The sequence below is a fragment of the Aeromonas sp. R2-4 genome (assembly GCF_040908365.1).
Lineage (GTDB): Bacteria > Pseudomonadota > Gammaproteobacteria > Enterobacterales > Aeromonadaceae > Aeromonas > Aeromonas veronii.
This window is the reverse complement of record NZ_JBFODO010000012.1, coordinates 148989-173549: the sequence shown is the minus strand read 5'-3', so window position 1 is coordinate 173549 and position 24561 is coordinate 148989. Positions and strand designations below refer to the sequence as shown.

The window sequence follows — 24561 nt, the reverse complement described above, 5'->3', positions numbered from 1 at the left end:
GCCCCGAATCTCCGGGGCGGTTTTGTTTTGGGCAGGTAACAACCGGCGGGACTTGTCAGATGAATGTTCTCTCACGTAGCCGGCTATATATTCAGCCACCTTATTCAACCGCGGTATTCGCCCCGGCGAGTCGGGCCTGCTGTTCACCACGCTTTTCCAACTCCGAGCTCATGGCGAAGGAGAGCGCCTCCAGCTGGCCATCGAGGCTGGCATCGATGATCCCCACCTCGGTCTCGAGGATGCAGCCCCCCTGATCGAGGCGGGCATCGGCGGAGATCTCGAGATAGCCGATTTCGGGGAAATCCTTGTGTACCCGGGCGATCTGGTCGCGCACCGCCTGCACCTGCTCGGGGTGAACCCGTATCGTCACCTGCTTCTGGTTGCTCACCAGCGAGAGCGCCTCCCGCACCACCTTGAGGGTGAGCGCCACCTGATCGTAATCGTGCAGGATCTTGCGCACCGCCTGCAGCACCACCTCGCTCATCTGCTGCTCCACGGTGCGATAGTACCCCTGACACTGCAACTGGGTCTGGTGGATCAGCACCGCCTGTTCGCGCCGGGCCTCGTCAATCCCGGCTTGCCAGCCAAGGCTTTTCTGCTCTTCATAGACGGCGCGGGCCTCGGCCACAATATCGGCTGCCTGGGCGCGGGCGGCCTCTACCAGCTCCTGCGCGCTCAGGTAGGAGAGGTAATCCTGGCTACGCAGGATGCGTTGGCTTGGCGCCAGTTGCAGATGGTTACTCTTTATTTCAACAAATGGCAGCATTGGGGGGTTACCTGTTTGGCAATCTTGAGACAAAGCGCCCGAGCCAGTGGCAGCTGGTCAGCCGCCAAAGGCCATGATGGCCCGGGTGGCGTAGAGGGAAGTCGCAGGGTGAGACGGCGAGCCCAGTCGGGGTAGCCTTCCCCAGCTGCCGCCAACCAGAACTGCAAACCAGCCTCTTCCAGCAACCCCTCATCGAGCTTAGCGGGCAGAGGCTGCTGCCAGCCAGCGGGCCAGGGGCCGATCAACAAGTCGAGCTGGGAGAGTACGGCTCTGTGCCCCTCCTCCCCCAGCAGGGCGATGATCTGGCGCAGCGTTGGTGCCAGCAAGCAGTGGCGGATCGCCTCACCGTGCAGCACGGCCCCCAGACGGCGCAACAACAACACCAGCTCGCTTTGGGGAAAGAGTGCCAATCCCCCCAGAGGCGCGGGCATCTCGTAGCCAATCCCCAGCGTCAGCGCTTCGAGCAGAGCGCCGTTACTGGCTGGCAGCGTCCGCCACTCTGGCAAGAGTTCCGGCACCTGCGCCCAGGATGAGGGCAGGTGCGCCTCATGGAGGTAACTGGCCGGGCAAAAGCGCAGCTGATAGGGGGTCAAACCGACCGTCATCCGCGACTCCGGCTCCGGTGCCACATGTATTGCGCCAGGTTGCTGGTCACCACCAGCGCCAGCAACAGGGCAATCAAGCCGCCCAGCCGCCACTTTGAACCTTCGCTCACTTCAATGGAGAAGAGCGAGGCATTACGCGGCATCAGCGGGCTCTGGCGCACATCCGCCGAGGGTACCAGCACCACGCTGATCCGGTCGTAGGCGAGCCCCTCGATACTGTTGTTGACCAACTGCTTGATCTGCGGGATGTAAGTATCGAGCTGGATATCCGCCGCATGCTTGATAAAGACCGAGGCCGAGGCGGGAGAGGGTTTCTTGCTGATCCCCTCATTGCCTTCCGGCAGCACAACATGGACGCGAGCCACCAGCACGCCGTCTATTTCCGACAGGGTATTGGAGATCTCCTGCGCCTTGGCATAGGTGAGGCGAGCCCGCTCCTCGGTGGGCGAGGAGATGAGGCCATCCTTGGGAAACACATCCTGCAGAGTGGAGAAGCTCTCTTTTGGATAGCCCTTGCGTTTGAGGGTCTCGATGGCCTGCGCCACGTCAGACTCCTCCACCAGCAGCTTGATGCGGCCATCCTTGTCCGGCTGCTTGTCCGAGGCGATCCCCTCGGTTTGCAGCAACGCCAGCATTTCGTTGCCCTCTTTCTGAGTGACCCCGGTATAGAGCTCCACTTTGCAGCCGCTGAGCAGCAGCGAGGCGCCAAGCACCCCCATCAGCATCGATCTCTTCACACTACCTCACTGGGTCTTCAACAGGGTTTCTACGTTCTGGCTCATCTTGCCCACTGTCTTGGCAATCAGCTCCTCCTGCATGGTGATCCGCATCAGCGACCACTGCATCTGCATCAGGCTGTTAGGATCATCCCCCGGGGTCGCCAGCTCGGCTTGCAGGCTCTGTTTGGCATCGACAAACTGCTGTTTCAACTCCCCCAGCTCCCCCAGAAGAGAGCTCCCCATCCCCTGGGATGTGCTCCCCATCGCCTGTTCAAAACTGGCGACATGGGGCGAGGAGAGATCCACCGCTTTCAACTCATCCAGGCTGGTGACCACCGCCTGGGCAGACTGTGCAATTTCCATCACGCCTCCAGATCAAGTTTGTGCGAATTGCGCATCAGATTGTCGACCATGCCGTTGAGCGGGATCAGGGTCATCAGCTCGCGCCGGGCCAGTGCATCGAGAAACACATGTTCCGCGGGCACTGCGCCCTGCCCGTCCCTGAGCTCGCTCAACAAGTTCAGCAACACCTTCTCCCGCCGCGACGCCAGAGGATCAAACTCCCGCATGGTTGCTCGCAACTCCGGCAGATCGATGGCATCCACCACCGGCGACTGGCGCTCGCCAAAACGCGCGATCAGCTTGTCGGTAACAGGGCCAAACAGCTGCTTGCCAATCTCCGGCGCCGGTTTGTCGCCCTGTTGGTAGATCTGCCAGAGCAGTTCACGTTTGGCGGCTGGTGTTACACCGGCCAGCAACCCCTCAAGGGGAGCCCCCTGTTGCCAGCGTTCGAACAGATCCGGCTCGGGAGTCTTGGCCAGCAGTCGCTCGAACTGGCGTTGGGCCATGGATTCGGGCGGGGGGGGCTGACGCAGCGGCTGCTCTCCCCCCGGCTGATCGCTGCCTTCAATTTTCATGAGGTCATCTGCTCGCGCAGGCCGGCGGCAAACTGTTGCAAGGTTGGTTGGCCACTCTGCTCCAGTCGGAGCAACCGTGCAGCCAGCGCCTCCTGCTGGCCAAGCCGCCACTCGCACAGGGCCAGCCAGGGCTCGATATCCGGAGTGCAGTGCTCGCCACCAAGCTGCAAAGCGGCCTGGTAATCCCCCCGGTTCATCAGGGAGGAGAGGCGAATGAGCGTTACACACTCGGTCATCTCCGGCGCACCATCCAGCCAGTCGGCGATGGTGGCCGCCTCCTGGTGACAATGGTGGCCGGTACCAGCCAGCGCAAGTTCGGCCAGTTGTCGCTTGAGTTCAAGGTTCATCATCAAATCTTCTGCAAAATACCCTGCATCAGGTCTTTCATGGCCCGAGTCACGGTGGAGTTGATGTTGTAGATCACCGACCATTTGTTGATCTTGTGCTGCAGCTCGGCCAACAGCGCCGGGTTGTCAGGGTTTTTTTCCATCGCCGCAATGGCCTTGTTGACCTCGGTATTGGCATCATTGGCCTGCCCGGAGAGGTTCGATGCCACCTGATCGAGGGTGTTAGTAGTACCGTCCGCATACTTAAAGTAATCAGCCATGGTTGTGCTCCTTTATCTTGCCAATGATCGTGAGCCCCGCCTCGATGGCGTCGGCCTGTTGTTGCCACTCCCGATACTGTTGCGGGGTTCCCCCGCGCAGCAGTTGCCGTTTCACTTCTCCCTGCGCCTGAACAAGCTGCTCATGCAGCTCACGAGCAAAGGCGGGATCAGCGCCGGACAGTCGCGCTTCCAAACTGGTCATCATGCCGCTCGGCTCCTTTTAATTTGACGATGTATTGCTGCTTGCCCTTGCTCACCACCACCGCATCGGGGCGAATGGCCAGCACCCGCACCCCGCTGGAGGTTGCGCCCCCAACCGGATAGCGCTGGTTGTCTGCCAGTACCACATAAGGCACCCGGCCAAACGAGACGCTGCGCACGTCGAACTCCAGCTCATCCTGACGCGGCGTTCTGGTCTGATTGATCAGCTCCAGCGTCGGGTGTGTACCGAACTCCCGGCGAAACTGCTGGTTGACCTGCTGAAACTGGCCAAGTTGGCGCTCATCCAGCTGGCCGGAGAGTTCGAGTCGCCCACCCGCCTCACGCACCCGCAATGCACCATCCAGCCCCTGCTCCTGCAGCAAGGCATCGAGGCGCTTGCGATAAGCCCCGGCAATCTGTACCTGATTTTCAACCCCCAGCAGGCCGGGCACCTCCTGCTTGAGCAGAGACTCAATAGTGCTCCACTTGCCATCCTGCCCCTGAATTTCACCGCTGAGCTTGAGCCAGCCGGGCTCCTTGCCATTGCGGATCTGCAGCTGTTCATAACCCAGCTTCTGCAAGATAAAGCCGGCCCCCTGCCGCAGATCTTCCATGGTGCGCAGCTCCAGCCGGTAGTTGAAACCCCTGCTATCGAGATACTGCTGCAAGGCAAGACGCGCGCTGTTCTCATCGACGTAACCCGAGAGTTGCCACAGCTCGGGGTCACTGCTGTTCAGCACCACCTGACGGTAGTTTGGTGCGGCCAGAAAGCGCTTCAATGCCTGCTCACTGCGGGCGGATTCGTTCTCGTCGGCGCCATGCCACCAACCCGTGCCGAGCAGCAAGACCACCGCGACCACCAGACTCAGGCAGAGGACCCCCATCCAGACATCGGCGCCCGCTGCCCGCCGCCGCGGCGCACGAGAAGGAGCAACCACCGCCGCCAGTGCCTCCAGCTGTTCGGGTAGCGAACGACTGTTGTCACAGAAGCTCCAGAGCAGCGGACCGGCCTCCAGTCGCGTCCCTGCCCTGAGCGCCTCTCCCACGGTCAGGGCGACACCGTCCTGAGTCGGGGTAATACCGTCCGCCCAGGCTTGCAGAGTGATCCCTTCCCCATTCACCAGCAGTACCAGATGCTCGGGGGCCATCCCCTCATCCACCAGCACCAGATCAGCCTTGAGGGGATCGGAACCGATGACCAGACGCCCCTCCGGCAGAGGAACTTCTACCCCGCGGTTGAGCCCGCGATATACGCGGCACTTCCAGCTCATCGGGTAGCGCCCTCATTACCCGCCTGCACGCACCAGCTGGCGGCCGGTGTACATTTTTGATCCTTGTTCATTTCGACCAGACGCCAACCCAGCTCATTGCCCATCCGGCACTGAGTGAGGGACGAGCTCTTGCCCCCCTGACGCAGCAGTTGCTGCACATCACGGGCTGCAGCCAGCGGCTGGCATTGCGCGCCCCCCAGCACCTTGCCAAGGGAGAGACTCTGATTGGAGATCTCATCAGCCCCGAGCACCCCGGCTCGCAGATCCTGACCATTGCCCAGCGCCAGATAGTGGGCAATACCGTCATCAATCAGACGAGGCTCGATGATAAAGAGCCGCACCGAACGACGAGTCTGGGTATCCTTGCTACGGAACAGCGCCCCCAGATAAGGGATGTCACCAAGGAAGGGCACCTTGCTCAGGTTCTCGCTCATCTCGTCGCGGTAGATACCGCCTATCAGCAGACTCTGGCCATGGCCGACCCGAGCGATGGTATCGACCACGGTGCGACTGATGGTGGGAATGCCATCAGCCCCCGCACTGTTGGGTTTCTGGTTGCCATCCTCGATGTGGAGGCTCAGGCTGATCTCGGGTCTGTCACCCATCTGGATCACCCGGGGCGTCATCCGCAACATGGTGCCGTAAGTGATCCCCTGCAGCTCGGCCACCCGCTCGCCGCTGATCTTCACGTAATAGGTTTCGCTGTGGTCGATCACCGCCTGGGTGTTTTCCTGGGTCAGCAAGGTCGGGCGGGAGACCACCTGGGCATTGCCTTCGTTTTCCAGCAAGTTGACCCGGGCCAGCAGATAGTCGAGTCCCTTGGAGTCCACTAGACTTCCGAGCGCAGCGCCCCCTTCAATTCCTTTGCGATCGCCGGTGGTCTTGATAATCACCTGCTGGTTGGAACCGGTGCGGATCCCCACTCGCCAATCCACCCCCAACTGGGAGAGATCCTCGGCATTGATGTCGATGATGGATAGCGCCACCTCAATGCGGGCCGCCGGTTTGTCGAGCGCGGCGATCAACTTGCCGTACATCGCCATCCGCTCCGGAGCATCGCGCACGATCACCGCATTGAGGGAAGGATCGGCTTGCACGATGGCCTGACCGGAGGTGGCCGTCGCTGCCGTGCTACCCTCGCCGTTGACCATCTGCACGCCAGCATCGCTCAGCAGCTTGGCCAGAATGGTCGCCACACCGGGCGCCGCCACATCGGTATCGCGGTACTGGATGGATCGGTCAGTCGCCGAGGCGTACTTGAGGGGGAAGATCTCGATGGCCAGCGGCCCGGTCTTCTCGCTGCGCAGCTGGGATTGTTGCTCCAGTGCCAGCGCGGTCTGCTCAATCAGCTCAAGGTAACGGGGCGGGCCGGAGACATAGACCAGCCGGTTATCCGCATCGGGGCGCCAGCCAAAACGGGGCTCCCAGATCCCGGCTCGTTGCAGTGCCTGCTTGAGTTCTGCTGCGCCAGTCTGCTCCAGATTGATGAGACGGGACTGCACTTCGCTGTTCTTGAAGACGTAGAGCACATTGCCGTCGTAGTACCAGACCAGGTTGTAGAGGGAGGAGAGCTGCTGCAAAAAGGCGAGCGGCTCGTCATGCTCAAACTGACCGTTGACCTGATCGTTGACCTTGTCGCTGACTACCACCGAGACCTCGTAGTTAGCACCGAAGTTCACCAGCACGTCGCGCAGACTCTCCCCTTCTGCCACATAGCTGTAAGGCATGGGCACCCAGTCCAGCTCCTGTGCCATGGCGGGACGCTGCCACGCCATCACGGCGAGGCAGATCCACAACAGGGGACGCAGCAGGGGTTGCACGCTCAAGGGTGCCATATCATCTGTCTCCATTGGGGGGCCAAAGCGGCCTCGGTCAATTGGGGTTCCAACCGCTCCAGCAGGGCGATGTGCTGGCTCAGGCGCTCCGCCAGCAGCGCCTCGTCGAGCCACTCCAGCGCGAGCCGCGCCTCCAGCTGCAAATTGCCAAGATCGTCCAGCACCAGGGCATGGGGGGCATGACGGCCCCAGGCCACCACCTGTTGCAACAGACGCTTTAGCAGCGCCGGATCATGGGCCTCAGCGTCATTCCTCTGGCTGCTTGCAAGCGGGGTACTCAGCAGCAATTCACCGTTTCTGGGGGTCAGAAAGAGGGGATAACCATCGATCCGCAGATGGTACTTTCCCTGTGCGTCGGCAATAAAAGGCCCTTGGCCAAGGTTTGCGGCCAATCGATTCAGTAGCGTTTGCATAGTTCCTCGGGCTATCTAGGGCGCAGGAGGCTGCCAGTAGAAGTGATCCTGACCCAGGGCAATGCCCCGGCCGGCCAGCCACTCATGCAGGGTTAGGGCAGCCTCATCCTGATGGGGCAGAGCCTGCAGGGCATGCCAGAATGTGCCGAGCTCGAGCGGTACCGGCATCAGGTGAACCGGGTCCCCCTCCTTGCTCGTTTGCGCATACCAGGCAGGCCAGGCCAGCTGGAGACGTGTCTCACAATCAGTCTGCAGCCGGGTTAGCTCCTGCTCGCGCTGGTTCAACTGCTCAAGCTGATCGGCGATCCGGCTCTCCAGATCCGCCGGTACATCGACCACGGTCTGCCAGAACACAGCCTGGGCATTGAGCTGGCGGCGCATCACCTGCAACTGCTCCAGTTCGTTAAGCCAGGCGCCGTAAAGTGGTTCAAGACGCTGAACCCACCAGCGGTGCAAGGGATAGAGCACCCAGTGCCACAGCAAGGGACGATCCGCCAGATTGATGCGATCCCCCAGCTGCTGCATCCAGTCACAACGCTCGCTGCCTGCCAGACGCAAGATCTGTTGCAGCTCCTCACGCGAGACGGCCAGCGCGGCATCGAGACGGCGCTGAAACCAGATGGAGCCCAACAGGCTCTCCAGTCGGGTTCTGGGCAACAGTCGTTGCAACAGGGCCATCTGCTGCGAGGTGATCACGCCGGCATCCTGATAACGGAGCACGGACAGCTGGCCGACCAGACGATCCCGACTCAGGGTATCTGGCTGGACAACGGTAACCCGACGACCTGCAAACAGGCCCTGGTTAGGTGAATGGTGATCTTGCTGACTCATGCTATGCCTTGCTCATCTTGCTGCGGGCAATAATGGAATGATGTTTCGATATGCTGGCTATTCTATCCATTGCCTCGCTCCGCGGCTTATAAAAAACGTCAGATTATTTTAGTCCGGCGTTAATCTGTGCCGTGTCGGGCACGGCTTGGCGTACAGCCAAAACGACGACGATAACTCTGGGTAAAATAGGATTGGCTGGAGAAACCGGCCTCCATCGCAATATCGACAATGCTCATTTCACTATTGAGTAATAACTGATGAGCGAAAAGGATCCGCCTTTCACTGATCCAGGCGCGTGGAGAAACACCATATATCGAGCCAAACAGCTCCTTGAAAGTGGTCAATCCCATACCGAACTCTTTGGCGAATTCGCTGAGCTTCCACTCCATCAGATAGTGCTTTTCCATAAACTGTTGCAACCGCTCGACCTGGCGATTGCTCAGCTGGCGCAAAATAGACATTAGTTGAGGCCCCTGTTCGCCAAAAGCGAGCAGAAACAGCAACTCTTCGGTGCGTAATTGGGCCAGTGCGGGGGGATGTTCATGTTCGGTCAACCCGCGCAGTCCCTGAATACATTGGGTCAGCAAGGGGGATGAGTGAAACGGCAACAGCGTGGGGGCCATCCCCTCCAGCCGGGGGACTTCACTCAACAGTGAACCGAAACGTTGCAAGAAGCCTTGCAAAAAGGAGTTTGACAGAGGTAGCCAAAGCAGGCGGCAGGGGCCGTCACCGGTACAGACCGCGTAGTTGCCACGGCGTACGAACAGAAGTTCGTTGGGGGATAATTCATAGGTATCGGTACAGTCCTGCCACTTCATCGATCCTTCCAGGAGAATATAAATTCCCTCTTGCGGATGTTCGATAACGTTAAAAGCAGACATGCACCACTGGAGCAGGGCCATATCGCCCTTCTCTGTGGTAGTAATGCCCTTCATGTTTTATTTTCCTGAATCTGCGTGTAGTACCAGTAACACCTCCGGAAGCGGGTCGCTCTCGGGTGCTTTATTATTGCTGTTATTTTTATTTATTATTTTGTAATCAAGTCATTCGCTGGTGAATTCAAAAATTAATCACCATTGAAATGAGGGGGGATCCTACAACAGTCACAAGCAGAAAAACCAGCCTAAAATTAGAGCTAACACACTATTTATCCAGTGCAACGACTCATACTTAATGGTGTGCTTACAGCAAAAGATACTTCGTTACAAAAAGAAACCTTCAATCTTAACTGACAAATTAATAAATGATTGATTTGAGGCTTTTTATTTAAACGCAATCATTACTGACATTGTGGATAGCAAGCTTTTGGCTGCAATTGAATAATCATTTTTTTGTCATTAAAAATCTTAAAAACTTTCTGCTGACTCATAGCCTGTACCGCGGTGCCATCCATAAATCGCAAGCGGGCACGCAGATAGATCTCCCCTTCCGCCAGTTGCAGAGGGGTCAAACGCAGATCAAACAGCAATGGCAGCATGGTCACCTCATAACGGGTGGCTGCCACTTGCAACGGACGCCCCCCGATCACGCTGAGCACAGCCACCTCCACTGTCGCCGGACGTGGCAAGGCTTGCGGGAAATGCACCTCGCCCTTGAGTTGCTGTTGCGATGGCTTCAGCTCCGGGGTGGTGACACAACCGGCCAGCATGGCCGACAACATCAGTGCCAGCAGACCTCTCATAACACCCGGATCCGCCGTTCACTCAGCGGTGTGTGCTCACCCTGTTGCAGTCGCTGCAGCGCCAGCTCCTGGACCTGATTGAGGGTGATGGAGCGTCGCAGCAGTGCCGACAGGGGAACCTGGCTCGCACTGGCTGACCGGGCACTCACGGTTCTGCCTGCAAATGCCCCCACCTTGCCCGCCTCTGCCCCATGCAGGGCCAGCGCGCCTTGTGATTCTTGAATCTTCATGGTTATACCCGCACTCCCATCACCTGATCACTGCTGCCTGCCTCCCGAGTACCGGGTTGCAGCAACTCCTGCCAGAACTCGGTATGCTCCAGCATGCTGGCGAGACTCTCTTCAAGGTACGCCAGGGTCAACCGGCTTGCCGCCATCTGGCGATAGAGTTGCACCGTCAGACTCTCTTCATCGAAACCGAAGTGAAGATTGAACTGATACCAGTGACGATTGAAGCTGGCCAACTGACGAAAAATCCCCTCGCCCACCTGATGCAGCTCGGCCACGTCGGCCTGCAACACCAGCTGATCACGCTCCGGCACCAGGATCAGGCTGAGTTGGAACTGCTCGTCAAAGCAGAGCGCCGCAACCCCCTCCTGATTCAGAGCCAGTGATGGCAAACCATATTTGGTGGCAAATTCAGCGAGCAGTCGATTGATGATGACAGTTACATCCATGATTTCCTCCAGCAGAGAGGAAGGCATGTTAGCCTGCCACCGCCATGCAGGCTGTCACTCAAGGGCGGCACTTTTAAGAAAAATGGCCGGAAAACAAAAAGGCGCCCCAGTGGGCGCCTTGATTGCCATGACGTTTATGCAACGCCGAATGCCGCTTTCCAGGCCTGATTCTGGCTCTGGGAATACTGCTGCATCAGTTGCAGCAGATCTTTCATAAAGTTGGCATTGAAGGACATATTGTCCTCGGCCTTCTGCTTCTCGGTCTGACTGATGGTCGCCTCGACCTCGTCTTCTTTCGCATTGGCCTGGCTGTCACCCTGCGCCACCTGCACCGCAGAGTTGCTCATTTGCCCCACAGACTGGGTTACGCTGTTGAACACCTGACCACGCTGGGTATTGCGGTCAAATTTCTTGTCCAACAACTGCTTCGCGTTACTGTCTGCAACTTGATCCTGTTTCCAGACTTTGCCCACATCAGCACGGTCAACCTGTTGGCCCTGCTTGCTCAAGCTATCAACCTTGGCGTCAATCAAGGCCTCGCGACCGGCAATCTTGCCATCAAGGGATTGTTGCTGCTTGATAGCCTTGGCGCCCTTGCCCAGGCTGATCCCGCCCATAATGGCAGAGAACCCCGCCATCACGCCGGAGACCACCGCCATAGCGATCATCAGCTTGGCGCCGTGGCGCATCTCGTCAACCTGTGCCTGCTGGTTGCTGATGACCAGCTTGTTCTCGATATCCCGAACCTGTAACCCCTCCTCACGGGCCTGACGGGCCAGTTTGAACAGCAAGGACATCATATCCATCGCACTGTCCAGCTGCGCAACCATCTGGGTCACCCCTTTGGTATCGAAGGGAATGGAGGGACGTGGCAGAGTAGGAACGCTCTTGTTCTCTGCCCCTTGCGAACGGGTCGAAGCGGCGGCCTCATGGGCAGTGGTCGCACTGCGAACCTGCTGCGGCTCACCGGCCTGCACCTCAGTCAGCGGGGCGGTACGGGTCACGCCATTTGCATAATCACTGTTAATCATGGTCGGTACTCCTTAGATAGCGGCAGGTCTGCGGGCCAGGTTGTTCATCATGTCGCCCTTGGCATTGATCATCTGGAAGATCATCTCCATGGTCTGCTGGAACGCCTCGATCATCTGGGCTATCGCCTCCTTGAGCTTGTCGATGACCCCTTGCAGTTCGGTCATCTCGCTCTTGCTCAAGGCAAGATCAGCCTGGGCATCGAGCGACTCGGACTCTTTCGCTGACTGGACCGTTTTGGCCACGCCACTGCTCACATCAATGAGGATATCGGCACCCTGGGTGGCCAGTTTGGCCACTTTCGCCACCTTGTCACTCACCTTCACCGCCTCAACGGTTGCTTTGGCACCAAATTTGGCGGCCACTTCACCCGCCTTGGCAGCGATTTTGGCGGTAACATCCGCGACCTTGCCACCAATCTTGGCGCCCAGTTTGGCAATCGCACCACCAATGGTCGCGCCGAAACTGACTGCGGCTGAAATCACTGCCAACGCAATCTCTATCCCCATCAGGGCTGGCCCCAGCTTCTCCATCACCTCCTTGGAGATAAGGCCATCAGCGGCAGCCTGCTGCACAGCCATGTTGACCACGCCAACGACGCCAGCTGCGATCATCAGGGCACCGGCGGCAGCACCAATCCCGGTTGCCACCATGATGGCACCGATCACCAGCGAGGCGATGGCACTGATCCAGCCAAAAATCTTGCCAAAGATACCGGCCTTCTTGGCCTCCTGGGCACTATCTTCTGCCTCTTTGATCTTCGCCTGGTTCTCGCCGATCTTCTTCTCGTTCAGCGTGCGAGCTTGCCGGATATCATCAAGCTTCAACTTGGTCTGGGTCTTCTCCAGATCGCTGGTGAGCTTGCCCAGCTCAATCTCGAACGCTTCGGGCGAGGTAAAGGCTGCGGTCACCAACCCGGTGGTATGCGGCAGAATCAAGCGGGTGTTCTCTTTCACCGAAGCCACCAACTTGCCGATTTCACCAAGTTGCTGCGCACTGACCTGGCTATTGCTTACCGCCAGTGGTGCGTTTAGCGAGACCCCTGACTTGCGGGCCTGACCGGTGGCTTGCACCGTGGCGGCATCGAGCCGTGTTTCACTGCGAGGTTGGGTTACGGGCGCCAGGCCCGCAACATCACCTGTGTTTCCCAGCGGGGAAACCTGTCTTTCATTGCTGATCGGGTTCATCTTGCAGATCCCTTCTGATTGCGATGGCTTCCAACATGACCTTGGCGCTTGCCGCCAGGTCTGCCTGCCGGGGATCTGTGTCCGCCAGCAGTCGGGCCGAGTGGAAGCCACTCTCGGCCCCGTTCAAATCACCTTGTTGCAGCAGGCACTCGGCAGCATGAAACGGGAAACGGGGATCGTTCAGGTCGAGCATGGCGCCAAAGCTATAACTTTGAACCGCCGTTTCAAACTCCCCCATCGCCTGACGGCAGGCACCCAGCCCGAGGAAATAGCGCGGCTCGTAGTGATCCAGCATGCAGAGGGCCTGGAAGATCTTGTGAGCATCCTCCCACTTGCCGGCCTGATACTGGCCAAAGGCCAGGGCATAGAGCTGCTCCAGGGTGTCGCCCGAGATATCCTGCAGCATGGCCAGGGTGCCACCGTCAGCCATAAAGGCTTCCAGCTCTGCTTCATATTCCGGGGTCAGGGTGGTATCGGTCTGCATGATCTCTCCTCAAATTGCGCCAAGAATGTCGCGCATAATGCTGTCGTATTTCTGGATAAAGCGGTTGAGTGCCTCGATGGCAGCGTTGTAGCGCGAGCTGACGTCGTTGAGGCGGGTGGTCTTTTCACTGACCTGATCGTTGAGCGGGCGAGAACGGTCGCTCACACTGGTGGAGAAGTTGCCAAGCTTGTTGTTGTCCTTGTCATAGCTGTAGCTGGCTTCGATATTTTTCATCGCGCCGCTCTTCTTCTGATCACTTTCCAGGAAATCTTTAACTGTGATGTGCTGCTTCGCTACGATCCGCTCCAAAATGGCTTTTTTACTGTCGTACGCAGCCTGCAGTTCAGAACGTTGTGACTCGAAATTTATGGCGATACCTGTCGATAAACCCGCATTATGGCGTTGCTGATTCTTGATTAGCTCGTTCAGATTACTTTCAGCCTCGCTGACATCTTGTTGTGCTTTTTTCACTTGCTCATCAGTAAACATTTTTGACAACAGTTTGTACTCGGCCCCATCCATAAATTTGGCCTGCGACTCATAGCCATAGAGCTTGTAATCCATCAAATTGAAATTAGTGTTGAAGGTCTGGCTGGATGCCGCAGAGAGCACCTTGTTGATCTCGGACTGGATCACCCCGTAGATCTTCAGCTCACCGGTCATCTCTGCCAGCTCGTCCCGCAGCCCTTTACGCTGGTTGTCCTGAAACGCCATCACCCCGGTAAAGGTCGTGATGAGATCGTCATCGATGCGATCCATGGTCAGCGCACTGAGGGAGAGCAACATAAATTCAGGGACGGTCCAGTGGGTGACTGGCGGGGTTTGTTTTGCTCCCCGCTCGATCATTCCCTTGATGGCGGCAATGGCCGCATCTTGCCCCCCCTGGAACTGGCCCATCGCCCAACCCCCGTTGATCGAGGCGGGATCCGTCAGATAGGCAGCCAGCAACTTCTCCAGCTGCTCCTTGCTCAGCGCAGTCGATGAGTCAGCACTGATAGTGATCTTGCCCTTGAGCAGCTCGACCAGTTCGGTCAACTTGGGGTTTTTATGGCCCGGCAATGCGTCCAGCGCTTGCCCATCAAGCCAGCCGACGAACGCACCAGGGTTGGTGTTGTAGTCAGGGATAGTGCTCATCACGACTCCTTAAATCATCAGTCCGCGCATCATGGTGGGACGGCGACTCTTGCGGCCCTCTCCCGGCTGTGCCGGCAGTAACGCCTGTCTGCGCTGGATCTCAGCCAGCAACTCCTGCTCGGCCACGGCCACTTGCTCGGTCGGCGCATCGAATAGCAGCTGACAGGTCTGATCCGAGAGAGCGAGGCCAGCCAGCATCTCTTGCAACAGAGCGTTGCGGTGATCGCTGTCGGCAATGGCCTGCTCTGCCTGCGAAATGGTCTCGCTATGGTCGGCAAAACGCGGTTGTTTCATCTTGGCTCCTATTCTATGAGGCCCTTTTGGACATGCCTGTCACGCAAGGCCGTGCTTTTGTCGTTTTCGCATATCTCGTAGGGAACAGACTTGCTCGGCGGCCAGCATGAACCAGCCGGGCTCGGGTTCACTGGCTCCCGTCCAGCGCAGGTAGAAGCGCCCGAGCCGCTCACAGCTCAGGCTACTGCCGCGAAAGACATCGACGTTGCCGTAGAGGTAATAGCCCGGCCCGAGTACAGCCAGAGTGGCTTCGGCCAGCAGATAGAGAGCGGCAAAGGGATTGGCCAGTCCGGCCCGCCCCCCCTCACGGCGCACCAGCAGGATCCAGACCCGTCGGGTCGCTGGTTCAAGGCGCCAGGCGAGATAAATTTGGCGATAGCAGAAAGCGTGGCCGAGCTGGATGGGGGTTGCCCCCAGATGGTGAGGGGCCACCGCCACTCCCCTGGCCTGCAGCCAGGGGATCAGGGGGTCAGAGGTTAACGGCTCCCCCCTCACAGGCAGACCCTCCCGAGGGGCTGGATATTGATCTGCTGGGTCAGCTCCTGATAGGAGAGCACCGGCAGGGCGTGGTAATCCCCCTCGATGAGCTTGCGCACATAGCGGCGGATATCCATGGAGACGATGAGCACCGGTTTGTTCTGCATCTGGGCCAGATCACCGACGGTATGGCGCACCTGATCGAGGAAGCTCTGGGTAATGGTGGGATCGAGCGCCAGATAACTGCCCGCGCTGGTCTGGCGAATGCCGCCACGGATCTGCTCCTCCACCTGCTGATCGAGCAGATAGGCAGGCAAGATGTTGTTGCCGTTGGCGTACTTGTAGCAGATGTAGCGCTTGAGGCTGCTGCGGATGTACTCGGTGAGCTGCACCACATCCTTCTCTTTCTGGCCCCACTCCACCATGGCCTCGAGGATGGCGCGCATGTTGCGGATCGAGATATCCTCCCCCACCAGCCGCTGCAAAATTTCGGTCATTCGCTGTAGCGGGATGATGCGTTGCGCCTCCTTGACCAGCTCGCCATAGCTCCCCTCCATCTGCTCCAGCAGGTAGCGGGTCTCCTGAATGCCGATAAAGTCCTCGGCATATTCCCGCAGCACATGGGATAGATGCCAGGTCACCACCTGATCGGTGGTGAGGCTGGCCAGCCGTGACTTCTCCAGCCGCTCCTGATGTTCATTAGCGACCCACAAGGTCGGTTGTCCGGGCAGCAACGGCGCCCCCTCTTCGTAGGGGATCCCCAGCAGATCGAGCTGGGAGGCGCTCTCCTGCACCAGCTGATGGCCCGGGCGCAGCAGACCGCGGGCGACCGGCACCTCCTGCAGCTGGATCAGGTATTCACCAGGCCCCATCCCCTCGTTGAAACGCAGGTGAATACCCGGGAAGGGCACCCCGAGATCGAGATAGAGGGCGCGGCGCACCCGCACCAGTTCGTCGTTGAGGGCAATCGCCTCCAGCTCGGCCTGCAAAGCGGCATCCACATCGATCAGGAGCGGCACCGTCATGGCGAACTCCTCCTTCTCCCCCAGCTTGCCCCGAGGCTTGCTGCCCGGTTTTGGCTTGCTGCGGGCGGCGGGGGCTCCCGCCCCCTGCGCCAGCACGGCAGGAAGATCCTGACTGTTGCTGCTCTGCGCCTTGCGCTGACGCAAGCCGATAAAGTAACCGCCCGCCGTGACGATGGCCGCCAGCGCAAAGAAGGTGATCATCGGGAAGCCCGGGATCAATCCAAACAGCACCAGCAGCAGACCACCTATCAGCAGCGCCTTGGGCTGGGCCACCACCTGGGCGCCAATATCGGTACCCAGATCGGAAGACTCTTCGGAGGAGACCCGGGTCACGATGATCCCCGCGGTGATGGCGATCAGCAGCGCCGGCACCTGGGAGACCATGCCATCACCCACCGTCAGGATGGAGTAGAGCTGCAGCGCATCGGCGGCGGATAACCCCTTCTGGGTCACCCCGATGGTGACGCCGCCGAGGATGTTGACGAAGATAATGATGAGGCCCGCGATGGCGTCCCCTTTCACGAACTTCATGGCGCCATCCATGGAGCCGAACATCTGGCTCTCCTTCTCGATGACCCCGCGGCGATCCCGCGCCTCGTGCACGTCGATCACCCCGGCGCGCATGTCACCGTCGATACTCATCTGCTTGCCCGGCATGGCATCGAGGGAGAAGCGGGCACTCACCTCGGCGACCCGTTCCGAGCCCTTGGTGATCACCAGAAACTGGACGATGGTGATGATGAGGAAGATGACGATCCCCACAACCAGATTGCCCCCCACCACGAAGTTGCCGAAGGTATAGACGATCTGCCCCGCATCGGCCTGTAGCAGGATCATCCGGGTAGTACTCACCGACAAGGCAAGCCGGAACAGGGTGGTGATCAGCAGCACCGCCGGAAAGGCGGAGAACTGCAGCGGCGAATTGATATAAACCGCCATCATCAGCAGTACCACCGAGATGGTCATGTTGATGGCAATCAGGATATCGAGGGCCACAGGCGGCAGCGGCAAGACCATCATAAAGACGATGGCCAGCAGCAGGATCGCCAGCATGATGTCCTTGCGCTCGCCTATCCGGCGCAGCAGCTCAAGGGAGCGTTGATTCATTCTGCTCTTCCAGTTCGAGGTATTGTTGATAGGCAAAACGGGCTTCATCCAGCCGCCCTGCCAACTGGCAGGCCCTGCTGCGGCAGAGCCAGAGCGGGCCGTCGGCCTCCCCTTGCTGCATCAGCTGATCGACATGGGCCAGCGCCGCCTCCCCCTCCCCCTGTTTGATCAGGGCCACCAGCAGGGTCCGTCGCCCTCCCTGATGGTGGGGGTGGATCAGCAACAGGGCGGCCAGCAGGACGCACGCCTTGTCAGGGTGGCCATATTGCAGTTGCAACCAGCCGGTGAGCAGCAGCGCATCCTGCTGCTGTGACGTAAGCACCATGGTCATACCTTGTGCAGCAGATGAAGGGTCATCTGCATCAGTTGTTCATCGGCGTGCATCTGTTCGAGCAGCGCAGCGGCCGCTCGCAACTCGGGACTCTGCCCTTCTGCCAGCACACTGCGCAGCCCCTGCATCGCCTGATTGAAATCAACCGGCCGCAGCAAGTCGTGGAAGCCGCGATCCGGGGTGGCGAAATCGAGCAGCGCCCGATCCGCCAGCCGCTCGGGGTAGAGGCGGCTGATATGGGGTTCGATGGACTGGCCATCGGGTAACAGGGCATAACGCCTCGGCAGGCTTCGCTCCTGATCGTCAAGAGAGATGGCACTGAGCTGCTCGATACCGATATGCGCGACAGTGATCCGGCTCATGACGCCAGCACCTCTCGCAGCAACCGTGTCAGGGTGGTCACTGCCTGATGGAGCAGGGGCAAAGTCACGGCCCGCTCATCCAGGGTGACGAAGAGGATCAGCTGATCCTCCCCCAACCAGCCGCTGCGCACCGGCAGTGCCGGGCCTTGCGCCGCGGCGGTCAAGGTCATGGCGCGGCGGATCGCCTCGCCACTCTGATGCCAGGGCACGGAGCGGGCCAACCAGAGGGTCAGTTGCCCCTGATGGCGCTCCAGCTGCAGAGTGCCGCTCTGCTCCAGTTCAAGCTGGATCAGCGAATGGGGGTTATCCCCTATGGTGATGCCCAGATCCTGGCAAAACTGCACCAGCAGGGGTTCAATCCAGTTCATGACGACTCTCCAGACAACTCATCCTCTTCCCGCTCGATGGCGTTATCGAGCGCACCCTGACAGCACTGCAACAGGTTCTGGCGCTGCTCTTCCTCACTGAACAGCTCCACCGGCAGCAGGCGGATCAGCCGCTTGAGCTCCTGATAAAGCAACACCTGCTGGCGACAATCTGACAGCTCAAGAGCCACACCGACCTGCTCCACATCCCGCACGCTGGCCCAGCGTTTCTCCACCAGGGCGATCAGATCGCCCATCAGATCAGAAGGCCCGTATGCCATGGGCCGAGCCCTCCTTCACCCGTTGCCACAGCTCGTCCACTTGCGCCGAGAGAGTGTTGAGCAGCCGCAGCTTGTGCATGTCGCTCATCACCCGCTCCAGCTTGACCGGGTCGAGCCAGCGCTGCTGGCTGTCGAGATCGGCGCTCAGGGCCTTCATCATGAAGCCGGTCACCTTCTCCAGCGCACCGTTGCCAAAGCGGCTGTGAATATCGCGCCAGGCGGCAGAAAGGGCACGGTAGTCCTGCACAGCATCGCGATAGAGATCCCGCAGATCCTGCTCGGCTCCCACGCCCGCTTTGGCCGCTTCGGCCGCGGGGCCGGTAATGCGGGCTCCCAGCACGATGGCACTGCCCTGCTCGTCCGCCAGCTTGGCCAGCGCCTGCTCCACCAGCGCCAGGGTGCCCTGCATCTCCGGTCGTCCGGCGAGGGCCTTGCGCGCCTGACAGAGCGCCTCGAACTGCTCGCTCACTTCCCCCGAATAGCTCTCGAGGTAGGCCAGCAGCTGGGAGAGATTGGCCAGCCGACCACTGCCGAGGTGGCTCACCATCTCCTTGATCTTCTGCTGGCGTTCGAGCTCCGGCACTTTATCGAGGTAATCCCCCACCAGCGCCTCGATCTCGCTGATGCGGGCATGGCTGTCACTCAGCTTGCGCTTGGCGAGCGAAAGCTCAGCACGCTCGGAAAAGACAAAGGTGAGCTCTTCGGCGGCATCTGCCAGCGACTGGGCGGCACTGGCCAGCACGACCCGCTCCCCCTGAAATTGCCCACCCTGCAGGGGAGCCTGACGGGATGCGACCTCTGCTCCGCGCAGCTCGGGCTGGGCAGCAAGGACATAGGGGTTGCTCTGGATAATGGCCATGGAAACTCCCGTGACGAATGGATTGACGAGGATGGCATTATAAAAATCGCCCTAGCCTCCCTATGCCAAAATCGGCCGTGAATTTTTAGCCCGCCCCCAACGGTTTTCTAAAAAGTCCCGACTCGCGCTGAAATCCCCGTAGCCCCCCATCCCCTATAGTGGCCACCAGTTTCAATGGCGCAGATTGCTATGACCCTCTCCCTCGACCACATCCCCGACCAGCTTCGTCACGCCATCGACGAGTGCCGCCTGATCCAGATCCGTGGCCGGGTCACCCAGGTGACCGGCACCCTGCTCAAGGCGGTCGTCCCCGGGGTGCGGATCGGCGAGCTCTGCCATCTGCGCAACCCGGACAACACCCTCTCCCTGCAGGCAGAGGTGATCGGCTTTGCCCAGCATCAGGCGCTGCTCACCCCCCTTGGCGAAATGTTTGGCATCTCCTCCAATACCGAGGTGAGCCCGACCGGCGCCATGCATCAGGTCGGGGTCGGCGAGCATCTGCTCGGCCAGGTGCTCGATGGCCTCGGCAACCCCTTTGGCGGTGGCCATCTGCCAGAGCCCGAGGCCTGGTATCCGGTCTATCGGGATGCGCCCGCTCCCATGAGCCGCAAGCGCATCGCCGAGCCCATTTCGCTCGGTATTCGCGCCATCGACGGCCTGCTCACCTGCGGTGAGGGGCAACGGATGGGGATCTTCGCCGCCGCAGGTGGCGGCAAGAGCACCCTGCTGGCGTCGCTTATTCGCAGCGCCGAGGTAGATGTCACCGTGCTGGCGCTGATCGGTGAACGGGGCCGTGAGGTGCGCGAATTTATCGAAGCGGATCTGGGAGAGGAGGGTTTAAAAAAGGCCGTGCTGGTAGTGGCCACCTCGGATCGCCCCGCCATGGAGCGGGCCAAGGCGGGCTTTGTCGCCACCTCCATCGCCGAGTATTTCCGAGATCAAGGCAAGCGGGTACTGCTGCTGATGGACTCCGTCACCCGCTTTGCCCGTGCCCAGCGGGAGATTGGTCTGGCCGCTGGCGAGCCGCCAACCCGACGGGGCTATCCGCCGTCGGTGTTTGCCGCCCTGCCCCGCCTGATGGAGCGGGCCGGTCAGTCAGACAAGGGATCCATCACTGCCCTCTATACCGTGCTGGTAGAGGGGGATGACATGACAGAGCCGGTCGCTGACGAGACCCGCTCCATCCTCGATGGCCACATCATCCTGTCGCGCAAACTGGCGGCGGCCAACCACTACCCGGCCATCGACGTGCTGCGCTCCGCCAGCCGGGTGATGAACCAGATCATCGAGCCCGAGCATCAGGCTCAGGCCGGTCGACTGCGCAGCTGGCTGGCGAAATATGAAGAGGTGGAGCTGTTGCTACAGATCGGCGAATACCAGAAAGGGCAGGACAAGGTAGCCGATGAGGCGATCGCCCGCATCGAGACTATTCGCCAGTGGCTCAGGCAAGGCACTCATGAACCCAGCTCACTGCCGGAAGCCCTCTCGACTCTGGAGACGCTGACCCGATGATTGGCCGCCTGCAACGAATAAAAGACCTGCGGCTGGATCGAGCCGAGCAGCAGCTCGCCGCCCAGCAGGCTCGGGTGCAACTCGCCCGCGTTCGCCAACGCGAAGCGGAGCAGGAGAGTCTCGACTATCGCCAGTGGCGCCTTGCCGAAGAGGAGCGGCTATTTGCCATCTGTCAGGCGGAGCAACTCGATCGCAAGGGGCTCAAGGCGTGGCAACAGCAAGTGGCGCTGCTGCGGGAGAAAGAGGCTCAGCTTGAACAAACTGCCGCCGAGCAGGCCGAGCGGGTCGCCGAAGAGCGCATTCGCTTGCAGGAGCGCCAGCAGGCGGTACACCGAGCCCGCCAGCAGCAACAGAAATTTGCCGAACTACACCGTCAGGAGCAGGCCTCACAGCAAGCCCTGCGTGACTACAACGAAGAGCAGGAACAGGAAGAGTTCCGCCAGCAGATCAGGATGTAACGAGTCATGAACCGAATCCTCCCGATACAGGGCACAGTGACAGCCCGGGGCGATACCCAGATGGCGGAAGCCAATCGGTCGCAACAGCAGCGTTTCGAGCAAGCGATGCGGCTGGATCAGAACCTCAAAGAACGCGGCCACAACCCGCAGCCTGATGGTAAAGGGCAGATTCGTCATTCACAGAGAGTGACGGACGTCCACCCCTTGCCGCAACAGAATATCTACCGCGCGCCCTCAGAAGCTGGCAACCAAGTTCCCCTACGCCACACAACCAAAGGCACGCAGCCGGACAACAAAGAGATCACTGCAAAACAACAGCGGCAGGGGAGCGAGCAAACCAACCCGCAACAGCTAACATTCACCCCTTCTAACGGAGATCAGAGCCAACGCCTTACTGATGAGCGAGTGGCAGCAACAGATATCTCAGCTAAAGAAAGGCACGACAAACCCACTTTTGCTGCACATTCTAGCGCTGAACTGCTCGACACAAACCCGATAGCGGTAACGGCCAACACACCACTCGTGCCACCAGCCATTGCACCAATAAATGCTATAACACTGACGCTTGATAAGGCTCGCACATCTCGTCAACAAACCAAGTACACACAACCCACTGCTCAGGACAAGGATCAACGCCCCCCCATACTGACGATAACCGCTAATCCGGCTGCACTGAGGCCAACACATGCCAGCAGCGATGTAATTTCAACGCCCCTCAACGAGTCTCTGCCGCTCACCGAGGGGGTTGGGAGCAAGCTCACCGCGCAACCGGAGAGCATGCAAAGCGCTCCAGAGACAAGCTTGCTCGAAAGCTCTGCAGGTTTGGGGCTAACCGCCATTATTACCCAGCCCTATGGTCATGTTACCCAAGCCACGCTGACTGAAAACGAGTGGCTTGATGAACAGCGTCCAGTCATGGAGGTTCATGAAGCAAGCAGCGCCAACCCGATACATACCCTCGCCAATACCACGCCACATCTACTGCCATTGGCAACGGACAGCGAGGTGATAACTCCCGAACTGGCCCCCCCCCAGCCAACGGAGGTCGGTGAACAGGTAGCTCAACTTGACGCAGAAATACCACCGCTGGTGGCGCTCAAGTCTGTCACTACAGGTGAAACAGCCCCCCAAAATGAGCTCTTTACCAACCCGACAATCTGGATCGCTCCCCTTGCCGTGACCCCAGGGGATCTGCAGCTCGCCCGGCTGGCACCAGCCGAGAATAATCGGGAGCTGGGTCAACTGCTGGAACGGCTGGCAGTGGATATCTATCAGGAGCTGGGCCGCCCGGAGCGTCCGCCGCTGCTGCGCCTGACGTTGCCACAGCTGGGCGATCTCTCCATTCGCATCGCTCACCACCATGGCGAGTTGCAGATCGAGATCCTCGCCACGGCGCAAGGAGAGCTGCTGCTCAATCAGGGGCGTAGCGATCTGATCGACCGCCTGCAACGACTCTATCCCGGCGAGCGGGTCGCCCTCGATCTCTTCGGCCAGCCTGACAGTGAGCAGGGCTCGCGCCATAAACGATCCATCTACGAAGAGTGGGATGCCGACGCATGACACCGATTGCCCTCACCTCCGCCTCGCTGGCGGAGTTGACTTTACAGCAGACCCTGAGCCAATACCGCCAGCACTTTAGCTGGAGTGGCGGCGAGCTTCTCCTCGCCATCGGTTTGCCGCCTGCGACACTCGATACCCGGCTGCAACTGCAGTGGCAGGGGCTCTCTTTGCCGCTGTTGTGCAACGGCGCAGAGCTGGCGCACTGGCTCGCACCAGATCTACAACAGGCGGCGCTGTTCAGTCTGCCCGAGCCACTGCAACTGGCGTTGATCGAACGGCTGGGACAACCCCTCGGTGGCCTCAGCTGCTCGGCGCTGACCCAACCGGAGAGGAACGTTCAGACCGATGAGCCTGCCCTGCAACTGCTGTTGCAACGGGAGGGGGCCAGCCTCGCCCTCTGGCTGCCGCAGCCCGAGCCCTTGCTGAGTAAGTTGCCACCACGGCCACAGCAGCAGCGGTTGCCGCTGCCCCTCACCCTCTTCCTGCAGTGGGGCGAGATGGGGCTGACCATGGATGAGCTCGCCACTCTCGCCATCGGCGATGTGCTGCTGCCGCCGCCCCATTCGCAGCTCGGCCAGCAACTGCTGATCTGCGTGGAGGGTCGCCCCTTTGCCTACTGCCAACCCCATCAACAACATCTGGAACTGACTGCCATGTATAATGCTGCCTCCGCTGAACCCTTCGGCCCGACCGAACTGGATCAACTGCCGATCCAGGTGAGCTTCGAAGTGGGCCGCCAGACCCTGGACTGGCATACTCTCACCAGCCTGCAACCGGGCGCCCTGATCGATCTTGGCACGCCCCTCGATGGCGAAGTGCGCATCATCAGCAACGGCCATTCGCTGGGAACGGGCCGACTGGTGGAGATCCAGGGACGCCTGGGGGTAAGAGTCGAACGCCTCGACAACGAGTCACAGTCATGATCCAGTTGCCAGACGAGCTAAACCTTATCGTCGGGCTGGCGCTGCTGGCCCTGCTCCCCTTTATCGCCGTGATGGCCACCTCCTTCGTCAAGCTGGCGGTGGTCTTCTCGCTGCTGCGCAACGCCCTCGGGGTGCAGCAGATCCCCCCCAACATGGCGATGTACGGGCTGGCGATCATTCTCAGCATTTATGTGATGGCGCCGGTCGGCTTTGCCACCCAGGATTACCTGCGCCAGAACGAGGTGTCGCTGGCGAAAGCCGAATCGGTGGAGAAGTTCCTCGATGAGGGGATTGCCCCCTACCGCGACTTTTTGAAAAAGCAGATCAAACCGCGGGAGCACGCCTTCTTTATCGACAGCACCAAGCAGCTCTGGCCCAGCAAGTATGCCGACCGGCTGGAGCCCGACAGCCTGCTGATCCTGCTGCCCGCCTTTACCGTGAGCGAGCTGAGCCGCGCCTTCGAGATAGGCTTTCTGATCTACCTGCCCTTTATCGCCATCGATCTCATCATCTCCAACATCTTGCTGGCGATGGGGATGATGATGGTCTCCCCCATGACCATCTCGCTGCCCTTCAAGCTACTGCTGTTTGTGTTGCTCGATGGCTGGGCCCGCCTGACCCACGGGCTGGTCATCAGTTACGGAGGCTAGC

At 59.8% G+C, this 24561-nt stretch carries 33 protein-coding genes; 5 read left to right on the top strand and 28 right to left on the bottom strand.

Features of this window, described 5'->3' with window-relative positions; all coding sequences use genetic code 11:
* Positions 1 to 100 precede the first annotated feature (100 nt).
* From ascL to aopN, 28 genes are all read right to left on the bottom strand, one after another.
* Positions 101 to 766 carry a SctL family type III secretion system stator protein AscL gene (gene ascL / locus AB5Z05_RS05240; protein ID WP_005334514.1) on the bottom strand — a complete coding sequence of 222 codons (666 nt, stop codon included), beginning with the start codon at positions 764 to 766 and terminating at the stop codon, positions 101 to 103.
* Complete coding sequence (locus AB5Z05_RS05235) at positions 745 to 1371, bottom strand: Yop proteins translocation protein K (RefSeq protein WP_368150378.1); 627 nt, start codon at positions 1369 to 1371, stop codon at positions 745 to 747. The genes ascL and AB5Z05_RS05235 overlap by 22 nt, the downstream gene beginning before the upstream one ends.
* Positions 1368 to 2108: a SctJ family type III secretion inner membrane ring lipoprotein AscJ gene (gene ascJ / locus AB5Z05_RS05230; protein WP_368150376.1), complete on the bottom strand. Its 741-nt coding sequence runs from the start codon at positions 2106 to 2108 to the stop codon at positions 1368 to 1370. The genes AB5Z05_RS05235 and ascJ overlap by 4 nt, the downstream gene beginning before the upstream one ends.
* Before the next feature lie 6 nt (positions 2109 to 2114).
* On the bottom strand, positions 2115 to 2453 hold the full coding sequence (ascI, locus tag AB5Z05_RS05225) for a SctI family type III secretion system inner rod subunit AscI (protein ID WP_368150374.1): 339 nt from the start codon (positions 2451 to 2453) through the stop codon (positions 2115 to 2117).
* The gene (locus AB5Z05_RS05220) at positions 2453 to 3007 is read right to left on the bottom strand and encodes a YopR family T3SS polymerization control protein (RefSeq protein ID WP_368150372.1); all 555 of its coding nucleotides are present in this window, start codon (positions 3005 to 3007) and stop codon (positions 2453 to 2455) included. Before AB5Z05_RS05220 ends, ascI begins: the two co-directional genes overlap by 1 nt.
* Positions 3004 to 3357: a YscG family type III secretion system chaperone gene (locus tag AB5Z05_RS05215; protein WP_368150370.1), complete on the bottom strand. Its 354-nt coding sequence runs from the start codon at positions 3355 to 3357 to the stop codon at positions 3004 to 3006. The genes AB5Z05_RS05220 and AB5Z05_RS05215 overlap by 4 nt, the downstream gene beginning before the upstream one ends.
* Positions 3357 to 3614, bottom strand: a complete 258-nt coding sequence (gene sctF / locus AB5Z05_RS05210) for a type III secretion system needle filament subunit SctF (RefSeq protein ID WP_075114906.1) — start codon at positions 3612 to 3614, stop codon at positions 3357 to 3359. The genes AB5Z05_RS05215 and sctF overlap by 1 nt, the downstream gene beginning before the upstream one ends.
* Positions 3607 to 3819 (bottom strand): EscE/YscE/SsaE family type III secretion system needle protein co-chaperone, encoded by a 213-nt coding sequence (locus tag AB5Z05_RS05205; RefSeq protein WP_005334536.1) that lies wholly within the window; start codon positions 3817 to 3819, stop codon positions 3607 to 3609. The genes sctF and AB5Z05_RS05205 overlap by 8 nt, the downstream gene beginning before the upstream one ends.
* Positions 3782 to 5086, bottom strand: a complete 1305-nt coding sequence (ascD, locus tag AB5Z05_RS05200) for a SctD family type III secretion system inner membrane ring subunit AscD (RefSeq protein WP_368150369.1) — start codon at positions 5084 to 5086, stop codon at positions 3782 to 3784. Before ascD ends, AB5Z05_RS05205 begins: the two co-directional genes overlap by 38 nt.
* The gene (gene ascC, locus AB5Z05_RS05195) at positions 5083 to 6936 is read right to left on the bottom strand and encodes a SctC family type III secretion system outer membrane ring subunit AscC (RefSeq protein ID WP_368150367.1); all 1854 of its coding nucleotides are present in this window, start codon (positions 6934 to 6936) and stop codon (positions 5083 to 5085) included. The genes ascD and ascC overlap by 4 nt, the downstream gene beginning before the upstream one ends.
* Entirely contained in the window at positions 6909 to 7334 is a 426-nt protein-coding gene (ascB, locus tag AB5Z05_RS05190; RefSeq protein WP_017411838.1) for a YscB family type III secretion system chaperone AscB, read from the bottom strand. Before ascB ends, ascC begins: the two co-directional genes overlap by 28 nt.
* Before the next feature lie 15 nt (positions 7335 to 7349).
* Complete coding sequence (gene exsD / locus AB5Z05_RS05185; RefSeq protein WP_005334544.1) at positions 7350 to 8165, bottom strand: type III secretion system negative regulator ExsD; 816 nt, start codon at positions 8163 to 8165, stop codon at positions 7350 to 7352.
* Positions 8166 to 8284: 119 nt separating this feature from the next.
* Entirely contained in the window at positions 8285 to 9100 is an 816-nt protein-coding gene (locus AB5Z05_RS05180; RefSeq protein ID WP_019446814.1) for an AraC family transcriptional regulator, read from the bottom strand.
* Between the two features lie 344 nt (positions 9101 to 9444).
* Positions 9445 to 9846, bottom strand: a complete 402-nt coding sequence (locus tag AB5Z05_RS05175) for a YscW family type III secretion system pilotin (protein WP_323914855.1) — start codon at positions 9844 to 9846, stop codon at positions 9445 to 9447.
* The gene (locus AB5Z05_RS05170; protein WP_005334547.1) at positions 9843 to 10076 is read right to left on the bottom strand and encodes a T3SS regulon translocated regulator ExsE family protein; all 234 of its coding nucleotides are present in this window, start codon (positions 10074 to 10076) and stop codon (positions 9843 to 9845) included. Before AB5Z05_RS05170 ends, AB5Z05_RS05175 begins: the two co-directional genes overlap by 4 nt.
* Positions 10077 to 10078: 2 nt before the next feature.
* Positions 10079 to 10522, bottom strand: a complete 444-nt coding sequence (locus tag AB5Z05_RS05165; RefSeq protein WP_323914856.1) for a type III secretion system chaperone — start codon at positions 10520 to 10522, stop codon at positions 10079 to 10081.
* Between the two features lie 134 nt (positions 10523 to 10656).
* The gene (gene aopD, locus AB5Z05_RS05160) at positions 10657 to 11553 is read right to left on the bottom strand and encodes a type III secretion system translocon subunit AopD (protein ID WP_106842693.1); all 897 of its coding nucleotides are present in this window, start codon (positions 11551 to 11553) and stop codon (positions 10657 to 10659) included.
* 12 nt (positions 11554 to 11565) lie between these two features.
* Complete coding sequence (gene aopB, locus AB5Z05_RS05155; RefSeq protein WP_368150364.1) at positions 11566 to 12738, bottom strand: type III secretion system translocon subunit AopB; 1173 nt, start codon at positions 12736 to 12738, stop codon at positions 11566 to 11568.
* The gene (acrH, locus tag AB5Z05_RS05150; RefSeq protein WP_127006678.1) at positions 12719 to 13222 is read right to left on the bottom strand and encodes a SycD/LcrH family type III secretion system chaperone AcrH; all 504 of its coding nucleotides are present in this window, start codon (positions 13220 to 13222) and stop codon (positions 12719 to 12721) included. Before acrH ends, aopB begins: the two co-directional genes overlap by 20 nt.
* A gap of 9 nt (positions 13223 to 13231) precedes the next feature.
* Positions 13232 to 14356 (bottom strand): virulence-associated V antigen, encoded by a 1125-nt coding sequence (locus tag AB5Z05_RS05145; protein ID WP_368150362.1) that lies wholly within the window; start codon positions 14354 to 14356, stop codon positions 13232 to 13234.
* A 9-nt stretch (positions 14357 to 14365) separates the two neighbouring features.
* Positions 14366 to 14650: an LcrG family type III secretion system chaperone AcrG gene (gene acrG / locus AB5Z05_RS05140; RefSeq protein ID WP_005334559.1), complete on the bottom strand. Its 285-nt coding sequence runs from the start codon at positions 14648 to 14650 to the stop codon at positions 14366 to 14368.
* A 39-nt stretch (positions 14651 to 14689) separates the two neighbouring features.
* Positions 14690 to 15145, bottom strand: a complete 456-nt coding sequence (locus AB5Z05_RS05135) for an LcrR family type III secretion system chaperone (RefSeq protein ID WP_368150360.1) — start codon at positions 15143 to 15145, stop codon at positions 14690 to 14692.
* Positions 15142 to 17307, bottom strand: coding sequence for a SctV family type III secretion system export apparatus subunit AscV (ascV, locus tag AB5Z05_RS05130; protein ID WP_269719424.1), 2166 nt, complete (start codon positions 17305 to 17307; stop codon positions 15142 to 15144). Before ascV ends, AB5Z05_RS05135 begins: the two co-directional genes overlap by 4 nt.
* Entirely contained in the window at positions 17240 to 17590 is a 351-nt protein-coding gene (gene ascY / locus AB5Z05_RS05125) for a type III secretion system chaperone AscY (protein ID WP_368150358.1), read from the bottom strand. The genes ascV and ascY overlap by 68 nt, the downstream gene beginning before the upstream one ends.
* Positions 17587 to 17952 (bottom strand): type III secretion system protein AscX, encoded by a 366-nt coding sequence (gene ascX / locus AB5Z05_RS05120; RefSeq protein ID WP_368150356.1) that lies wholly within the window; start codon positions 17950 to 17952, stop codon positions 17587 to 17589. Before ascX ends, ascY begins: the two co-directional genes overlap by 4 nt.
* Positions 17949 to 18320 (bottom strand): SycN family type III secretion system chaperone Acr2, encoded by a 372-nt coding sequence (gene acr2 / locus AB5Z05_RS05115; RefSeq protein ID WP_368150354.1) that lies wholly within the window; start codon positions 18318 to 18320, stop codon positions 17949 to 17951. Before acr2 ends, ascX begins: the two co-directional genes overlap by 4 nt.
* Positions 18317 to 18598, bottom strand: coding sequence for a type III secretion system gatekeeper subunit Acr1 (acr1, locus tag AB5Z05_RS05110; RefSeq protein ID WP_005334576.1), 282 nt, complete (start codon positions 18596 to 18598; stop codon positions 18317 to 18319). The genes acr2 and acr1 overlap by 4 nt, the downstream gene beginning before the upstream one ends.
* Positions 18579 to 19457, bottom strand: coding sequence for a SctW family type III secretion system gatekeeper subunit AopN (aopN, locus tag AB5Z05_RS05105; RefSeq protein WP_368150352.1), 879 nt, complete (start codon positions 19455 to 19457; stop codon positions 18579 to 18581). The genes acr1 and aopN overlap by 20 nt, the downstream gene beginning before the upstream one ends.
* 189 nt (positions 19458 to 19646) lie before the next feature.
* Here aopN and ascN point away from each other — a divergent pair, with 189 nt between their 5' ends.
* The 5 genes from ascN to ascR all read left to right on the top strand — a co-directional run bounded on the left by ascN (position 19647) and on the right by ascR (position 24560).
* On the top strand, positions 19647 to 20969 hold the full coding sequence (gene ascN / locus AB5Z05_RS05100) for a SctN family type III secretion system ATPase AscN (RefSeq protein WP_043821343.1): 1323 nt from the start codon (positions 19647 to 19649) through the stop codon (positions 20967 to 20969).
* The gene (ascO, locus tag AB5Z05_RS05095) at positions 20966 to 21427 is read left to right on the top strand and encodes a type III secretion system central stalk protein AscO (protein WP_058055778.1); all 462 of its coding nucleotides are present in this window, start codon (positions 20966 to 20968) and stop codon (positions 21425 to 21427) included. The genes ascN and ascO overlap by 4 nt, the downstream gene beginning before the upstream one ends.
* Before the next feature lie 405 nt (positions 21428 to 21832).
* On the top strand, positions 21833 to 22987 hold the full coding sequence (locus AB5Z05_RS05090) for a type III secretion system needle length determinant (protein WP_368150397.1): 1155 nt from the start codon (positions 21833 to 21835) through the stop codon (positions 22985 to 22987).
* Positions 22984 to 23910, top strand: a complete 927-nt coding sequence (gene sctQ / locus AB5Z05_RS05085; protein WP_368150349.1) for a type III secretion system cytoplasmic ring protein SctQ — start codon at positions 22984 to 22986, stop codon at positions 23908 to 23910. Before AB5Z05_RS05090 ends, sctQ begins: the two co-directional genes overlap by 4 nt.
* Entirely contained in the window at positions 23907 to 24560 is a 654-nt protein-coding gene (ascR, locus tag AB5Z05_RS05080; RefSeq protein WP_005334585.1) for a SctR family type III secretion system export apparatus subunit AscR, read from the top strand. The genes sctQ and ascR overlap by 4 nt, the downstream gene beginning before the upstream one ends.
* Position 24561 lies beyond the last annotated feature (1 nt).

Bases quoted from the DNA above. Each gene is read 5' to 3' on its own strand.
- AB5Z05_RS05170 (WP_005334547.1), bottom strand. From the start codon at position 10,076: ATGAAGATTCAAGAATCACAAGGCGCGCTGGCCCTGCATGGGGCAGAG.
- ascD (WP_368150369.1), bottom strand. From the start codon at position 5,086: ATGAGCTGGAAGTGCCGCGTATATCGCGGGCTCAACCGCGGGGTAGAA.
- aopN (WP_368150352.1), bottom strand. From the start codon at position 19,457: ATGGCCATTATCCAGAGCAACCCCTATGTCCTTGCTGCCCAGCCCGAG.
- ascN (WP_043821343.1), top strand. From the start codon at position 19,647: ATGACCCTCTCCCTCGACCACATCCCCGACCAGCTTCGTCACGCCATC.
- AB5Z05_RS05215 (WP_368150370.1), bottom strand. From the start codon at position 3,357: ATGATGAACCTTGAACTCAAGCGACAACTGGCCGAACTTGCGCTGGCT.
- ascL (WP_005334514.1), bottom strand. From the start codon at position 766: ATGCTGCCATTTGTTGAAATAAAGAGTAACCATCTGCAACTGGCGCCA.
- ascC (WP_368150367.1), bottom strand. From the start codon at position 6,936: ATGGAGACAGATGATATGGCACCCTTGAGCGTGCAACCCCTGCTGCGT.
- ascY (WP_368150358.1), bottom strand. From the start codon at position 17,590: ATGACCATGGTGCTTACGTCACAGCAGCAGGATGCGCTGCTGCTCACC.
- AB5Z05_RS05180 (WP_019446814.1), bottom strand. From the start codon at position 9,100: ATGAAGGGCATTACTACCACAGAGAAGGGCGATATGGCCCTGCTCCAG.
- acrH (WP_127006678.1), bottom strand. From the start codon at position 13,222: ATGCAGACCGATACCACCCTGACCCCGGAATATGAAGCAGAGCTGGAA.
- sctQ (WP_368150349.1), top strand. From the start codon at position 22,984: ATGACACCGATTGCCCTCACCTCCGCCTCGCTGGCGGAGTTGACTTTA.
- ascB (WP_017411838.1), bottom strand. From the start codon at position 7,334: ATGCAAACGCTACTGAATCGATTGGCCGCAAACCTTGGCCAAGGGCCT.
- ascR (WP_005334585.1), top strand. From the start codon at position 23,907: ATGATCCAGTTGCCAGACGAGCTAAACCTTATCGTCGGGCTGGCGCTG.
- ascI (WP_368150374.1), bottom strand. From the start codon at position 2,453: ATGGAAATTGCACAGTCTGCCCAGGCGGTGGTCACCAGCCTGGATGAG.
- AB5Z05_RS05220 (WP_368150372.1), bottom strand. From the start codon at position 3,007: ATGAAAATTGAAGGCAGCGATCAGCCGGGGGGAGAGCAGCCGCTGCGT.
- sctF (WP_075114906.1), bottom strand. From the start codon at position 3,614: ATGGCTGATTACTTTAAGTATGCGGACGGTACTACTAACACCCTCGAT.
- AB5Z05_RS05165 (WP_323914856.1), bottom strand. From the start codon at position 10,522: ATGGATGTAACTGTCATCATCAATCGACTGCTCGCTGAATTTGCCACC.
- AB5Z05_RS05175 (WP_323914855.1), bottom strand. From the start codon at position 9,846: ATGAGAGGTCTGCTGGCACTGATGTTGTCGGCCATGCTGGCCGGTTGT.
- acrG (WP_005334559.1), bottom strand. From the start codon at position 14,650: ATGAAACAACCGCGTTTTGCCGACCATAGCGAGACCATTTCGCAGGCA.
- AB5Z05_RS05145 (WP_368150362.1), bottom strand. From the start codon at position 14,356: ATGAGCACTATCCCTGACTACAACACCAACCCTGGTGCGTTCGTCGGC.
- AB5Z05_RS05205 (WP_005334536.1), bottom strand. From the start codon at position 3,819: ATGATGACCAGTTTGGAAGCGCGACTGTCCGGCGCTGATCCCGCCTTT.
- AB5Z05_RS05235 (WP_368150378.1), bottom strand. From the start codon at position 1,371: ATGACGGTCGGTTTGACCCCCTATCAGCTGCGCTTTTGCCCGGCCAGT.
- aopB (WP_368150364.1), bottom strand. From the start codon at position 12,738: ATGAACCCGATCAGCAATGAAAGACAGGTTTCCCCGCTGGGAAACACA.
- ascV (WP_269719424.1), bottom strand. From the start codon at position 17,307: ATGAAGCCCGTTTTGCCTATCAACAATACCTCGAACTGGAAGAGCAGA.
- aopD (WP_106842693.1), bottom strand. From the start codon at position 11,553: ATGATTAACAGTGATTATGCAAATGGCGTGACCCGTACCGCCCCGCTG.
- acr1 (WP_005334576.1), bottom strand. From the start codon at position 18,598: ATGGCATACGGGCCTTCTGATCTGATGGGCGATCTGATCGCCCTGGTG.
- ascX (WP_368150356.1), bottom strand. From the start codon at position 17,952: ATGAGCCGGATCACTGTCGCGCATATCGGTATCGAGCAGCTCAGTGCC.
- acr2 (WP_368150354.1), bottom strand. From the start codon at position 18,320: ATGAACTGGATTGAACCCCTGCTGGTGCAGTTTTGCCAGGATCTGGGC.
- ascO (WP_058055778.1), top strand. From the start codon at position 20,966: ATGATTGGCCGCCTGCAACGAATAAAAGACCTGCGGCTGGATCGAGCC.
- exsD (WP_005334544.1), bottom strand. From the start codon at position 8,165: ATGAGTCAGCAAGATCACCATTCACCTAACCAGGGCCTGTTTGCAGGT.